The 13,915-nt window shown below is 67.9% G+C and carries 9 protein-coding genes; all 9 read right to left on the reverse strand.

Annotation, left to right across the window (positions count from 1 at the left end; genetic code table 11):
- Nucleotides 1-9 precede the first annotated feature (9 nt).
- The 9 genes from FHW79_RS33510 to FHW79_RS13185 all read right to left on the reverse strand — a co-directional run bounded on the left by FHW79_RS33510 (nucleotide 10) and on the right by FHW79_RS13185 (nucleotide 13,848).
- Nucleotides 10-852 carry a lysozyme gene (locus FHW79_RS33510; RefSeq protein WP_183179336.1) on the reverse strand — a complete coding sequence of 281 codons (843 nt, stop codon included), beginning with the start codon at nucleotides 850-852 and terminating at the stop codon, nucleotides 10-12.
- A 2-nt stretch (nucleotides 853-854) separates the two neighbouring features.
- Nucleotides 855-1,088, reverse strand: a complete 234-nt coding sequence (locus FHW79_RS13150) for a hypothetical protein (protein ID WP_183179337.1) — start codon at nucleotides 1,086-1,088, stop codon at nucleotides 855-857.
- Between the two features lie 76 nt (nucleotides 1,089-1,164).
- Nucleotides 1,165-3,345 carry a head fiber protein gene (locus tag FHW79_RS13155; RefSeq protein WP_183179338.1) on the reverse strand — a complete coding sequence of 727 codons (2,181 nt, stop codon included), beginning with the start codon at nucleotides 3,343-3,345 and terminating at the stop codon, nucleotides 1,165-1,167.
- Nucleotides 3,342-3,569, reverse strand: a complete 228-nt coding sequence (locus FHW79_RS13160) for a tail fiber assembly protein (protein WP_183179339.1) — start codon at nucleotides 3,567-3,569, stop codon at nucleotides 3,342-3,344. The genes FHW79_RS13155 and FHW79_RS13160 overlap by 4 nt, the downstream gene beginning before the upstream one ends.
- Complete coding sequence (locus FHW79_RS13165) at nucleotides 3,559-3,999, reverse strand: hypothetical protein (protein WP_183179340.1); 441 nt, start codon at nucleotides 3,997-3,999, stop codon at nucleotides 3,559-3,561. The genes FHW79_RS13160 and FHW79_RS13165 overlap by 11 nt, the downstream gene beginning before the upstream one ends.
- A 16-nt stretch (nucleotides 4,000-4,015) precedes the next feature.
- Nucleotides 4,016-8,053: a DUF1983 domain-containing protein gene (locus FHW79_RS13170; protein WP_183179341.1), complete on the reverse strand. Its 4,038-nt coding sequence runs from the start codon at nucleotides 8,051-8,053 to the stop codon at nucleotides 4,016-4,018.
- Nucleotides 8,053-8,832 carry a hypothetical protein gene (locus tag FHW79_RS13175; protein WP_183179342.1) on the reverse strand — a complete coding sequence of 260 codons (780 nt, stop codon included), beginning with the start codon at nucleotides 8,830-8,832 and terminating at the stop codon, nucleotides 8,053-8,055. The genes FHW79_RS13170 and FHW79_RS13175 overlap by 1 nt, the downstream gene beginning before the upstream one ends.
- A gap of 1 nt (nucleotide 8,833) precedes the next feature.
- Nucleotides 8,834-10,561: a hypothetical protein gene (locus tag FHW79_RS13180; RefSeq protein WP_183179343.1), complete on the reverse strand. Its 1,728-nt coding sequence runs from the start codon at nucleotides 10,559-10,561 to the stop codon at nucleotides 8,834-8,836.
- A complete protein-coding gene (locus tag FHW79_RS13185; protein WP_183179344.1) occupies nucleotides 10,561-13,848 on the reverse strand; it encodes a phage tail tape measure C-terminal domain-containing protein in 3,288 nt (1,095 codons plus the stop codon). Before FHW79_RS13185 ends, FHW79_RS13180 begins: the two co-directional genes overlap by 1 nt.
- Between the last annotated feature and the right edge of the window lie 67 nt (nucleotides 13,849-13,915).

Raw genomic sequence — 13,915 nt, forward strand, 5'->3', positions numbered from 1 at the left:
TCTTTGCGGTCAGCCCCGGGTCCGACGCGCCCGCCACAGCAGCGCCAGCGTCACCGCCAGACCAATGGCCAAGACCGCAACCGCCGGCGACGGCGCCAACCCGATCAGCCGGGCGAGGCCATGGATCTGGGTGGTGACGCCCTGCGCCTGGGCCGCCACGCCCTGCGCCTGCTCGGCGAGATCCTGCACCTGCTTAGTGACCTGCAGCACCGGCGCCAGCACCTCCGCCACCACGCCGAGCGAGCCGCCGATCGCCAGCGTCCCGGCGGCGGCGCGGACGGCGGCGGTTGGGACGGAGGGCGTGGCCGGCTCGACCGTCTGCGCCATCGGACCGTCGTCGAGCGCGCGGCGCCAGTCCGCCCCACGGAACAGCAGTTCCTCGGCCCGCCGACGCCGCACCAGGCCGGGCAGCACACGGCCGCCGCCATAGACCCACGCGCCGAATTCGGCGGCGGCCCCGGCGGTGTCGCCGGCGTTCAGCTTGCGCAGCAGGGTGGAGGGCTTTCCGCTGCGCAGGCGGACGAAGCCGTCCTTTCCGGAATCCTTGCCCTTCCTGGCCCGGCCCGGCCCGACGTTGAAGACGAAATCGGTCAGCGCGGCCCGCTGTCCGTCGGTCAGGGGCACGGTCACGGCACCGTCCACCACCGCCGCCGCCTCGGCCAGGTCGCTGGCGAGCAGACGCTCCGCCTGATCGGTGGTTATGGTGTCGCCCGCGGTCACGGCCTGGGTGTGGCCGTAACCGATGGTCCACACACCGGCCGGGCAGCGGTACGCGGTTCGGGACAGTCCCTCGAAGTGGCGGGCCAGATCGAGGGCGGCGGGCGGGGGGGCCGCCCGAAGGGTGGCGGTCATGGTCACTCCTGTGATGATTCAGGGCGGGTATCGTTCCGGCGCGTTCGCAGGCGCGTCCACCACGCCGGAGGGCGCTTGGCGACGTCGCCGAGCGCCAGGGCAAGGCGGACCAGAACGAGCATCAGCCCCAGAGCGGCGGTGGCGAGCTGGAGGCCGAGCGTCAGGTCGGCGGCCCAGAGGGGGATGGTGGCCGCCACGGTGCCAGCGGGAAGGTCGAAGGCGGTGCGAGCGATCATGGCGGGTCCTGCGGGCATGAAAAAAGCCGCCTCAAGGGCGGCCGGGCGTCAGACAGCTGGAGTGTTGTCGCGGGCGTCAGACCCGGACGCGGACCTCGCCCGTGGGGGTGCGATACCCGCCGCCCACCGGCAAGTTGCCGGCCGCCGCAGCTGCGTTGGACGAGTAGACGGGGAGCTTCGGGAAGGCGGCCTGCACGAACGTCGTGAAGTCGACCATGAGGGGCACCACCACACTGGTGTTCGGATCGTTGTACCCGAACATCATGTAATCGATGGTGTAATCGGTATCGCCCTCATAGAGGACGCCGTCCAGGCGCTTCCCGAAGCGCTCAATCTCCACAAACTGGTTCTGGACCTGGGCCATGACGGGTATGGCCGCAGCCTGTTCGGGGAACTGGTACTCCTGGTCCCCAAAGGCGTCGTTGTTGACCTTCAGGGTGGTCTTGTACATTCCATCGTGGTTGTCAACCACGATGGAATGCCGACCCCCGCCGTTGGTCTTCAACTCGTTGACCGCGTTGACGAGGCTGGAGGTATCGGCGGTCAGGAGTTCATCCAGCTTGCCGATGCCAATCTGCATGTCGATGAGGGTCGGTATCAGGCCGGTGACGCCCACCCCGTTGGCGCGGCACCCCGCGTCCCAGGGGTTCACAGCTCCGACCATGGCCCGGATGTCCTCGGCGGAAAAGAACTCGGTGGAGTACCCCAGGGTCATAGGGTTAACTTCGAGGCCGGTACCCGCATCGACCAGCACTTCGAAGGGCAAGGGGTGGGTGTGCTTGGAGGCGTCGACCGTGGCGGTGATGGCGACGTTGGCGGAGCCATCGAAGGTCGCCGTCCCCACGACGCCGCCGTTCAGGGTGATGGTCCGGGCGGTGGCGAGCTTGGTGGCGGTGCCGGCGTTGCCCGAGACGGACGTCTGGGCCGGGTGGATGTGGTCCGCGCGGGCCGCCTGACCCGAGGTGCCGACGGCCGCAGTACCGGCGACCAAGGGGGTCACGTTGCCCACCGTCGCCTTGCCGTTGAGTTGCCCCTGGATACCGCTGGTCACGCCGTCGAGATAGCCCACCTCGGTCATGCTCACGGCGGCAGGCCAATCGCCGTGGGAGGCAACGGAGTGGGAGGCAGGCGTCCGGGCGTCGGTCAGGCGGGTATCGTTGCCCATCACGACCTCGCCAGCCGCCGCGTTGCCCGTGGCCGGGGCGTTCTTGGTCGAAGCCGTGCCGACGGCGGACGTGGACACCGGGGTGAAGCCGAGGGCGGCAGTCACGTTGGAGCTGGTCACCGACAGGGTGCCGTCGGCGGCCACGGTGATGTTGCCACCGGCCTTCACGCCGCCCAGGGCCGCGGCCGTCGCGGCGGTCAGGACGTAGTTGTTCGCCCCGGACGCTACCCCGTCCAGCTTGCTCTTGTCCGCAGAAGACATGAGGCCATTGGCGCTGCTGGTGACGGTCGCCGTCCCAGCCTTGCCGTTCCAGGCGGCCTTTTCCGCATCGCTGACGAAGCGGTTGCTGCTGTCTTGCGCGATGATTGACGGGCTGTGCGTCGCCGGATGCGTGTAGGCGTTGGCCCCCGCCTGTACTCCATCAAGCTTGCTCTTGTCCGTCGAGGACATGAGGCCATTGGCGCTCGTGGTGGCGACCGCCGTCGAAGCTTTGCCCGAAAGGGCCGCGTCGATCTGCGTCTTGTTGTAGACGTCGGTCTTGTTGGCCTTGTTGGACTCCACGCTCGTAACCCACGCGGAGAGGGAGTTGTCCGCGTTGCGGCGTTCGGTCGCCTCAGCAGATACCGCGAAGGTGACGTCGATCATGGCCTGGGAGGCGGATGCCGCCGCGGCGATGGCACTGTTCGCGGCTTCCTCCGCGTCGGCGGCGGCGGACGAGGCGCTTGCAATGGCCTGCTGGGCGGCAGTCTCAGCGGCCGTGCGGGCCTCGATTGCCGCTGTCGGAACCGCCGTCGCAGCCTCGTAAATCTGCAAGAGCTTGCTCGTCCGGATCGCCAGATCGGAACTGGTCGTGGACGTGAAGTTCTGGATGACCACGTAGGACAGGTTGCCCGCGCTGGGTCCCGCAAAGGGAGTCGCCAGGGTAAGGTGGGTGTTGTCGGTGACGGAGACGATTTCGTAGGGCGTGAAGGTGGCCCCCACGACGGCGAAGATGTCCCCCTCCTTGAACTTGCTCGTCCAACCCGTGCCGGTGCCGACGACGGCGGTCGACCCGTTCGTGACCGCAACGCGGCCAACTTTGTACCAGCTCATGCTCTCGCCTTCTCGATGGTGGGTTGCGGGGGAAATACGACCTCTGTCGGGCTGGCGAAGGTGTGGTTGAGGTCGCGCAGCGCCTGCCGATAAGCGGTCAGGGCCTGTCGGCAGGCTTCGGTCAGTGGGAAATCGGACTGCATGTAGCGGTCGGTGTCCGACAGCCGTCGGGAGGCCTCGGCATTGATGCCGCTCCAGTCGATGGGGGCATGCTTAATGCGCATGGACGATGGCCTCCGCGGGGCGCTCAGGGAAGGTGTCGAAGAACAGCCGGTGGGAGCCCTTATGGATGGTTGCGAACTCCACCACGCCGTCATCCACTATGAAGTGCCCGGCGGGGGTGACGACCGAACAGCCCCCCGGCACGCCGGTCACCGTCACGACGTCCTCGCCGTCGGCGACCAGCTCGGTCTTGGAGACCTGGAGGTCCAAAGGGGGGCGTTCCAACAGCTGGCCCGTAGCGACGTCGATGTAGTGGGTCGCCCCGTTCACCTCCTCGGGGTAGAAGGGGTCACGCTGGATATCCAGAAGCGACGCGGGCATCGTCCAGACGCCGAGGATGCGGCCGGTGGCCGCATCGTAGGGGCTGACCCTCACAACGGAGGGTGAGGGAGCCTCCTCAGTCTCCTCGGGGCCTTGGGTTCCTTCAGTCATCTGCTTTTCCTCTCGATCAGCGGCGGGCCATCATGGCGGCGATGCCCCGGTTGCGGACGTAGCAGGCGGAGCCGTTCGAATAGCCCTTGGCAAAGAGCAGCCGGTACTGGACATCGACGTTGGCGGGAGGGTAGTCCACGGCGACGGCTGAAAAGGACCCGGCATTGGCCGTCCAGGACGCGCCGACCACGATGTTCTGGACCACCACGGTGGCCTGGGTCACCGCCACGGAGTTCCCGGCGTTGTAGTTTATGAAGCGGATGATCCAGCCCGCGATGTTGTTGTTGACGCTGCCGCCCGTGTCGATCCGCACGGCCGCGGAGCCCATGACCAGCACGGGGGACCCGTCGGTGCGGATCGCATTGGTTGTGCCGTAGTCGTGGTCATGATTATTGGGAGTGGTGAAGATGTTGTGGATGGTCAGCTCGTCGTTACTGTAGAATCCTTGGGGCACCGTTACGGAGTTCGGGCCGATCTTCAGAGTGGTGACCTCGGCGGTGCCGATGAGGGCGCCATAGATCGTGCCGACCGCGAGGTGGTTACCCACGATGGTCCGTGCGGTGATCTTGTCAGCCGTGACGGAACCCGTGGCAAGGTGGTTCGAGGTGATGGTCTCCGCGACGAGGTTCCCGCCGAGGATTTTGGTCACTCCTCCGGGCTGCCAGGGCTGGGGCTCCGTGGCGTTCGGGGCACACTCCCCAAAGAAGGCCATGGCGAAGAAGGCCCAGCTGTCGGTATTTCCCGCTCCCGGCTTGGTGTGGTGCTTGATAATGAGGGGCCGAGCTGTTACGGCCCCCGCAGTAGGCAGGGCCTTGACCCAGAGACGCTTGTACCCTGTCAAGGACTGTCCCCCGGCGCCCTGCTCGTCGTTGGTGGTTCCGAAGGCTTCCCCGATATTGACGCCCGCGGCGTTATAGAAGGCGACCCCGACCTCCACCTTGCACCGATGGGCTCCCGTATAGATGCTGAACTCGCAGTATTTTGTCGGGTCGATTGGGATGCCGAGCCAATTGTTGTCGGGGTGGTTGTAATATCCAATCCAATTGCCTGGGCTCACGGCGTCAAGCTGGTGGACCCAGAGCATGTGCCCCCCCGAGAGGGTCCAATCATTCCCTGGCCCCCCCGCCTGGAACTCGACGCCCCACTGCATGCCCGCTGCACCATTGACGTAGCCCGTCCGGTTCCAGCACTCCCAGCCGGCCTCGAAGCCGCTGTTGGACAGCTTGTTGCCCGTCGAGAAATGGGCGAACTTGTCGACGGTCAGGGTGCCCGCAGCCATGCGGTCGCCGGTGAGGCTCAGGGCCTTAACCTCCCTGGCCGTGACGGTGTCGGCGGCGATCTTGCCACCGTCAATCTCGGTGGTGTTGCCGTAGAACCAGCCCCCGACGGTGCTCAGGGTGTTGGACCCCTTGACGATGACCTTGCCCGGGTTGATGGACGTCGAGCCCGCATTGATGCGGGAGACCGGGTCCTGGGCTCCCGTGGCGGCGTTGCTGGCGACGGTGGACAGGGCCGTGCCCCCGACCAGCACGGTGCCGGCCAGCACGGTGCCGGCGCGGATCTTCGCGGCGTCAATGCCCGCCGGGCCGATGTGGGTGTCGGCGATCCAGGCGTCTCCGATGACAGCGCTCGTCAGGTAGACCTTGCCATTCAGCACGTAGAAGGGGGTCACCTTGGCGACCCCGGGCATAACGACCTCGAACCGGTTCGCCAGCACGCTGAAGGTGCTGGAATCGGACGTCGAGGCGAGGCCGAAGCCCGAGACGTAGCCGTTGACGTCCACCTTGACGGTGTATTGGGCATACAGCCCGTTGATGCTGGTGGCCTGCTGCTGGACCGCGGCGTAGTTGCCTTCCGCGAGGGTCTGCACGGAGTTGACGAGGGAGGACACGGCCCCAAGGGCTGACGCCCGAGTGTCGGCCTCCTGCTGCACCATCGCGACTATCTCACCCGGGGCCAGGGACCAAGCGGAGGGGGTGTTGCCCTCCTCGAGCTGGACGTCGGTCACGTCCACTTGGGCGCCCGCGAGGTTGTACTGGAAGAAGCGCAACCGGCAGTTCTTGATCGCCGCCAGGGATGACTTCCACATGGTGCTGAAGGTCGTCCACTCCGAGGACGTCACGGCGAACGCCGTCTCGGGGAGGGTGTCCGGGTTCAGGTCGGCGTGCAGCTCGCTTGCGGCACCTGCGACCAGCCGGGCCTTGAAGGACAGCACGTAGTCGGTGTCCGGCTTCAACTCGGTGAGGACCGGGGAGACGACGCTCTGGGCGTTACCCGAGACCCTTACCCGGTACCGACTGGCGAAGGCCACGTCTTCCGTGACTGGGAAGGGGCTCGTCCAGCGGTTCAGGCGCGGCGCAAGGTTGGTCCCACCGGAGAACCGGGCGAACAGCTTGGTGATATCCTGGGCCACCGCGTTGAGGGCCGTCGTGCGGGCGCTGGTCTCCTCTTTCACCGCCGCCTCGATGTCCTCACCCATCTGGGTGGTGAGAGTGTCGATGCGGCGGGTGAGAGCCCCGTCCTCGTTTGCCCGGGCCGTGGCCTCAGTCTGGATGGCCGCGGAGATATCCTTCCCGATCTGGGTGGTGAGAGTGTCGATGCGGCGGGTGAGGGCCCCGTCCTCGTTTGCCCGGGCCGTGGCCTCCGTCTGGATGGCCGCCTCGATGTCCTCACCCATCTGGGCCGCGATGGTCGTGATCCTCTCAGCGAGGGCCGTGTCCTCGTTTGTGAGGGTGAGCACCTCGTCCTGGATGAGGGAGACCGCGTCCCCCACGGACGACGCCACCGTGTTGATGCTCTCGGTCAGAGCCTCGTACTCGAGGATGCGGGTCGAGCTCTCCGTCCGGATCAGGGTCTTGACGTCCCCTTCAACATCGTCCAGCAGCGTCCGCACGTCATCAATCGTGCTATCAATGGACGTCACCGTCCGGTCCAGCCGTGCCTGGGCGCTCTGCCGGACCTCATGAGTCGCCAGCACAGCCTCAAGGGCGGCCTCACCAGCCAAATCCAGGCTCGCCGGCAGGCGCTCGATGCGCTCGCCCAGTTCCTCCGCAAGGTCCCCCGGCTCGATGCGCAGCGCGGTCACCGGGCCAAGGGCGATCCACTCACCCTCGTTGCCGCTGGTGTCCACGGATGCGGCCCAGACCCAACGGGTGGCCCCCGCCGGCAAACCGGTCAGCGTCACCCGGCGCAGGCCCGCCCCAATCAGCATGGCGGCGGTCTTGTCGTCGACGGGCGCCACGTAGAAACGGACCTCCAGGGTGTCGACGTCTGCGGGGGGCGTGAACGTGAACACCGCGCCACCGTAGACCTCGGTCACCACCATGTCCGTGGGTGGCCCCGGCGGCACGTCGTCGCCCGTCGCGGCGATGGTCTTTTCCGGCGTCCAGTTGGACACACCGCCGACGGTGCGGGCGCGCAGCCGCACGCCGTAGGTGTAGCCGCCGACCACGTTGACAACGCAGCGGCCGCCCCCCGCCGGGATGAGGGCGGGACTCGACGCTGTGCCCGGCCAGCCGGTGGTCAGGCCGTCACGGATCTCCAGTTCGTAATCCAGATCGGGGACCTCGTCCCAGGTCACCACCAGCCGGATCAGCGCCACGCCGTCCGGACGCCCGCCGGCCGAGGCGACATCGAGCAGCGTGCCCAGAGCCAGGCCGGTCGGAACCGGAATGTCGAGTGATCCGGCGCCGTACGTCCCGTCCGGCTGCACCACCACAGGCTGCCCGGCCTGTCCGGCGTCGGGCGGCAGCAGAGCGTAGCGGCCGAGTTGCGTGGCGTAGACCCGCTGCTGCCCCGCCGGCCAGACGACACGGGTACCCCCGTTGGACGAGCCGTAGACCGCCAGATAGCGCAGCCGGTCCGGCGCCACCAGCCGCACCCGGACCAGCTCCGAGGTGAGCCCGTCCTCCCGGCACACCGTGGTCTCGTCACCGACAGCCATCCGGCTGGTGAAGGACCAGAAGGACGGCTCCGGCCCCTGAAGAATGATGTCGCCCTGGTCACCGGTCGAAGTGGTGACTTCCGAGGCGCGGTCAGGATAGACGAAGGCCATCAGAACCGCCGTTCTTTGATCTGGAAGGTTTTGGTGAAGATGCCGAGGCGGCTTTCGTTGACGCCGCCGGTGTCCACCGGCTTTCCCCACACCGTGTAGTGCGCAAGGTTCGGGGCGTTGGGCCGCGCCACCATCAGGATGTCGCCGGTCTTGCCGGCCAGCCGCTCGATCTCGAGCGCGACCTCGTCGCGCTCCCGGCGGGTCATCTCGCCGAACTCAGCGCTCAGAACGCGACGCCGTGGCCCGGCGCGGGAGTACATCTGGCCGCCGGCGCCGTCGCGCTCCTCCGACAGGTCTTCCCAGCGCACGCCCCAGTTCGCCTTGAAATTGAAGGCGAAGCGATGCAACGGCGCCAGGACCAGGCGGCCGGCGCGCGAAACCCCCAACTCCGCATCGGTGACGGCCACCTCCCACACCCGCGCGGTGACCGTCGCCGGCAACAGATGGATGGCGTAGTTGTGCGCGTCGTCGACATGCCCCGGCCCGGCGTAGGTGTAGAGCGGGGCGGCCGCCAGATCGGCCGCCGTCGCGGCCGCGCGCACCCGCAGGGTGGCGCTTGGTCCGGCGTTGACCAGAGGCAGCACCACCGCGTCCACCGGCTTGCCGGCGTGAAGATCGGCGCGAACCGCCAGTTCGGGACCGGTCTGCTCGTGATAGCGGGCCACGTGCTTGATTTGCAGCCGCTCCACACCCAGCGTGTCCGGTCCGGGGTGGAGGGCGGTCAGGGTGGCGGTGTCGGCGTGGTTGATCCAGCCGACCCGTGCCGTCAGGTTGTCCATGTCACACCTCAATAACCAGTTCGGTCCATTCGCCCTCGGCGACTTCCGCCACCACGCCGATCTGGCCGCCCTCCAGGCCATGGCCGTCCCATTGGATCGCCACCTCGTCCCCGATGTCGAAGAAGAAGGGGGGCGTGTCGGGCACGACCCGGTAATGGGCCCGGTTGCCGAGCCAGTGGGCCAGGGACGCCTGCAGGACGGTTTCGCAGCCGATCTTGTCGGCGAGGCAGGTCTCCACGGCGGCCGGATCCTGCGCGCCCAGATGAAGGCGGTCGCGGGTGACCTCGTCCTTCGCTTCCGCGATCTCCTGCCCCCGCGCCAGCCAGCGCCGCCGCTCCGGCCCGCCGACGGGGTCGGCCGCGCCAGGGGTGTCGTCGCCCTTGAGCTGGCTGGCGGTCTGAGGCGTCCAGTTGCGATCGTACCCGCCGCGCAACCGCCAAGGCGGCGGATAGACCTCCGTGGGAAGCTCGGCCGGCTGCAGGCTGATCAGCGTCCCTTCGGCCTTGGAGAGCAGGCAGCGCGGGGATCCCGTCGCCACCTTCCAGACACCGACCTGGAGTTGGCCGCGCCACGAGAACGCCCCCCAGCCGCAGGGCGCCAGAAGGCGCTGGATCAGCGACAGGACGGTCGGCTCCTCGCCGTGGGAGACGTAAAGCTGCACCTCGCCGGGCATGTCGGAGGCGAATCGCTCGAAATGACGGACGGATTTCCGCGTCGCCGGCAGCCCGCCGCGCCGGAAGGCCAGATCGTCGATCACCAGGGCGGTGGTGTTGAGATACACCCCGTTCACGACCAGACCGTTGAAATCGCAGGTCACGTCGCCCGCCGGCTCCGCCGCCAGCGTGAAGGTCGAGGATGCCAGATCGACGGACGCAAGGTCCGCGGGCAGTTGCGGGACGCCGGCGACATAGACCGCCCGCAGGGCGCGCGACGGGCCGTCGTTGAACTGGTAGGCCGGAACCGTCGTGGCGATCCGGGTCGGCGTCACGTTGTTGCACGGGCCATAGCCGAAGGGCCGGCGGCGGTTGGCGATTTCCGGCGGGGCGTCGTCCGGGTAGGTGGCGGTCTGGGCCGGCTTGTCGAGCAGGTAATCCCAGTCCCGCAGCCGGATGCGCACCGTGTCGTCGTCGCCGGGCACGATGTCCCGGGCCGTGCATTCGAAGACCACCTCGGTCGTTCCGTCGGGCCGCGGCTGCAGCACCTCGACCGGGCGCCCGTCGACGGCGACGCGCCGCAGCAGGTCGCTGCGCTCGCCCTCCAGATTGTCCAGTTCGAGGTCGCCGAGGCTGGCGTTGGCCCAGCCGCCGACCGTGCCGCCGGTCAGGATCGTGCGGCTGAAGGAGGGGGCCCGCAACCCGTCCTCGAACTCCCTGTGGTCGCGGTCGATGTAATTTATGGTCCCGTAACGCAGCATGACGTCTCCGATGGCGAGGGACAGGCGGTCGCGGCGGGCGCCGAAGGGGGCCGCGCCGAAGGGAGAGGCGCCGAACATGACGTACCCCTTGACGGTGGCGAGGGTGGTGCGGGCTGAGGCCCGCAATGGCGGCGGCGGAACGGTGGCCGGCACCGGGGGGTGCCAGACCGGCCGGCGGGTAAAGGCGCGGACCATGGCCAGGGACCGCCCCGCTTCGACGCGGGGCGGCGGACGGACGACGCCGCTCAGAACGAGCGGCGCCGGTTCCGTCACGGTCAAGGTCTGCTCCTCGATCCGGACGAGGAAGACACGCATCAGGCCGCACGCCCCGGCAGCGTGCCGGCGTCACCGGCCCGCTTGAACTGGCCGCGCAGCGCGGCCAGCGCCTTCTCCTGGCGCAAGCCGCTGTCCTTCAGCCCTTCGAGGACCGTGGTCAGGTCGGCGCCGTTGAAGACGACCGCGCGGAGCAGTTGCCGCAGCGTTTCCACCACCGCGGTGTCGGGGGCGGGCATCGAGGTTGTGGTGCCGCCGCCGCGCCGCAGGAAATCGACGCTGGCCCGGCTGGTCATCACCATCGAGCCGGTCGGCAGCCGGACCAGCTCCGGCCCGGCGTCGTTGACCATGGTGAGACCGGTGGCCGGTCCGCCGGCGCCATGGGGAAGCCGGTTGATCGCGTCGACGATGGAGCTGTCATAGGATTTGACGGCCGGAAGATTGGCGACCTCCCCCATGATCTTCTGCCAGAAGGCCGTAGCGCCTTGGCTGCCGAAGTAATCGGTGTAGGCGGTCAGCAGACGGTCGGCGGTGCTGGCCATCCGTCCCAGCGCGTCGTTGTCGTTGGCGGCCGCCTTCGCGAGATCCGCCTGGTACGCGCCCAGCGCGTTGGTGTAGGCGGTGGACGCCGAGACCCCGGCGGAGCTGGTGCCCAGCTTGTTGGTCAGCCAGTCGGTGAGCGATTCTCCGGACTGCCGCGCTTTTTCATAAGCCTGGGCCTGCTTCTCGAGAGTCTGCACCTCCTGCAGGCGGGCGCGGACGACCGGATCGGTGACCGCTGACAGCTCCCGCGCCTGCTCCAGCTCGGTCTGGTAACGGTCGAACTCCGCCTGGGACAGCTGGCCCAACGCCACCTGGGCGGCCCGGTAGCGCTGATCCAGGCCGGCCAGGGAATCCTGGCGGGCGATGTCGCGCGCCGCGGCAGCCAGCCCGGACATCACCGGATCGAGCTGAGCGAAATACTCGACCGCCTTTCCCAGCTGGTTGACGTCGAGGCCGGCAAAGATCGCCTTAGCCTGAGCCTCGTACATGTCGTTCGGGTTGCGGCCCGACATCAGGCTGTTGGCCCAATTGTTGTTCCACCAGGTCCGCACGTCGGTCAGCTGGTTCAGGTAGTCGGCTCCGCGGGCGCTGTTCAGCCCGGCGTCGAACGTCTTGCGGTAATCGCCGTAGATCTTCTCCTTCGCGGCGGCTTCGACATCGTTGATCAGGCCGACCAGGGCGGGATTCACCTTCCCCACCTGATCGCGGAAGGCGGCCATCTGCCCGTCCAGCTCCGCCACCGCCACCTGCACCGTCTGCCATTGCACCGGGTCCCGGATGTTGTCCAGGATCGCGGTCAGCTGGCCCGTCGCCATGGACGCGTAGTCCGCTTCCAGGCCAAACTCCTGCGCCAGCCTGAACTGGTCGACCATCGGCTGGAGGCTCTCGGCGGTCGCCGCGAAGGCCGATTTCTGGACTGCGTGCAGTGAATTGTCCAAATTGGAAAGTGCCGAGTTCGCCTGCTCGATGGACTTGGCCAGCGACAGCCCCTGGACGATCTTGTTCAAATCGCCGCTGTTCTGCGCAGCGTCGGACGCCAGGGCCTTGCCGACCAGCCCATCGGCGGTCAGCGTGCCCATCACCTCGCGGATGAACGCTTCGGGTGTCTGGGCCCTTTTGCCGTTGTTCACGACCTTGGGGCCACCGTCCACGAAGAAATACTGCTGTCCTTCGCGAACCTGCACGCCGAGCTGGGTCATGGCGTTGACCGCGGTGGCCACGGCATCGGTCACCGCCACCACATGGTCAGTGCTTCCGCCGTTGTCCGCATCGGCGCCGATGCGGACCAGCTTGCCGTTCTCGACCCGCAAGGTGGCGGCGGCGTTGGGGCCGACGGAGGCTTTCTGCGCACCGATGCCGCCGCCCAATGCACCGGCGACGGCACCGACCACGGCACCGGCCAACGTTCCGATGCCAGGAACGACTGAACCATAGGCCGCGCCGGCTGCCGCACCAGACAAGGCTCCAGCCCCGGCCCCCACCACCTTGCTGTTGCTTTGAGTGCCGGCCCAGCCGCCGAACAACGAACCAGCCGCAAAGCCAACCCCAGCCGAGCCGAGGACGCCTCCAATGGTCGCTCCGCCTGTGCTTGCACCGGACGGGACGCCTCCCAGGCCTACGGTTGTATTCCCGGCACCAGCCATCGCGTTGGTCATCCCGCCTGGCACCGCAGCCACACCGGCGGCATGCGCTCCGCCACCGGTCACCGAACCCATGGCGATAGACCCACTGCCGGTGATGCTGCCGGGCAAGGCCGCCGATGCCACCGTGCCGCCCCAAAGAGTGGTGTTCATCACACTGTCGTAAAGTCCAGACAGCCCCAACTTGTCTCCCACCCATGACAGCGCTTTCCCCCCGGCCCAGTTGGTCGCCATGGAGGAAACCTGTCCGGTCGGATTGCTGCCACCTTGGGCTGCGCCGTTGCCCGATGTCACAAAGGCATCCCACAGCGTCGGACCACTGGTTCCGAAGAATGCGTTCTTCAGCGGCTGAATGGCCGCCATCTTGACCAGATCGATGGCGAGTTCACCGATGATCGCCTTCGTGGTCTTGCCCCAGTCCAGCGCCGCAGTTTTGCCGGTGACGAACGCCTTCACCAGCGCGTCACCCATGCTGTCGAACGCCTTCTCCAACTTTTCGGCCAGAGCCACCCCAGCCTTATTAACTGTTTCCTCGGCCTTCTTCGGGTCGGCCGACGAATCACTGGCGGCCGCCGGTTTGGCGGCGGCGGCAACCGTGGCGTCGCGTTTTTCACCGGCGGAACTGGTTTGCACCGGAGCCGATTGCCGCGCCGCGGCGGTCTGGAGAGACCCCGTGGAGCCCTGCGCCTTGGTCAGGTCCCCGATCCGGCCGGACAGCGCCTCGAAGGCCGGACCGTTGAGATTCGCGGCGGCCTGGGCGGCGCTCTCGTGAATCTTTGCCATCGCACCGGCCCAGGACCCGGCGGAGGCCGTCGCGGTGGCGGTGCTGGCCGCCTGGGCACCGGCGGCGGCGTCCGCCGCCCGCATGCCAGCCACCCACCGCTCGTGCGCGGCGGTGGCCTTCCGGACGGCGGCGTCCTGCTGGACCAGGATGGCCGCGCGAAGCCGTTCCTTGTCGGCCAACGCGTGCTCGCTGGCTTCCAGATTGGTGAGTTCATCCGCGAAGCGGCTGGTGATCGCCGTCACCTTGGTCGTGAGCCGTTCGACATCCCCGTACTGGCGGGCAAGCTGCTCACCGGATTTGGTCGCGCGGACGGTGGTGGATATCCAGTCGTCGTAGCCGACGACCAGCTGTTCTGCTGCCATGGCTGCCTCAGCGGCGAGAGGTGATGATCAGGGCGGACGAATCCGCCGGTGGGGCGGCGTGGCGGGC

Origin of the sequence: Azospirillum sp. OGB3 (assembly GCF_014192915.1) — a bacterium.
GTDB lineage: Bacteria > Pseudomonadota > Alphaproteobacteria > Azospirillales > Azospirillaceae > Azospirillum.

Bases quoted from the DNA above. Each gene is read 5' to 3' on its own strand.
- FHW79_RS13180 (WP_183179343.1), bottom strand. From the start codon at position 10,561: ATGCGTGTCTTCCTCGTCCGGATCGAGGAGCAGACCTTGACCGTGACG.
- FHW79_RS13185 (WP_183179344.1), bottom strand. From the start codon at position 13,848: ATGGCAGCAGAACAGCTGGTCGTCGGCTACGACGACTGGATATCCACC.
- FHW79_RS13150 (WP_183179337.1), bottom strand. From the start codon at position 1,088: ATGATCGCTCGCACCGCCTTCGACCTTCCCGCTGGCACCGTGGCGGCC.
- FHW79_RS33510 (WP_183179336.1), bottom strand. From the start codon at position 852: ATGACCGCCACCCTTCGGGCGGCCCCCCCGCCCGCCGCCCTCGATCTG.
- FHW79_RS13160 (WP_183179339.1), bottom strand. From the start codon at position 3,569: ATGCGCATTAAGCATGCCCCCATCGACTGGAGCGGCATCAATGCCGAG.
- FHW79_RS13155 (WP_183179338.1), bottom strand. From the start codon at position 3,345: ATGAGCTGGTACAAAGTTGGCCGCGTTGCGGTCACGAACGGGTCGACC.
- FHW79_RS13170 (WP_183179341.1), bottom strand. From the start codon at position 8,053: ATGGCCTTCGTCTATCCTGACCGCGCCTCGGAAGTCACCACTTCGACC.
- FHW79_RS13165 (WP_183179340.1), bottom strand. From the start codon at position 3,999: ATGACTGAAGGAACCCAAGGCCCCGAGGAGACTGAGGAGGCTCCCTCA.
- FHW79_RS13175 (WP_183179342.1), bottom strand. From the start codon at position 8,832: ATGGACAACCTGACGGCACGGGTCGGCTGGATCAACCACGCCGACACC.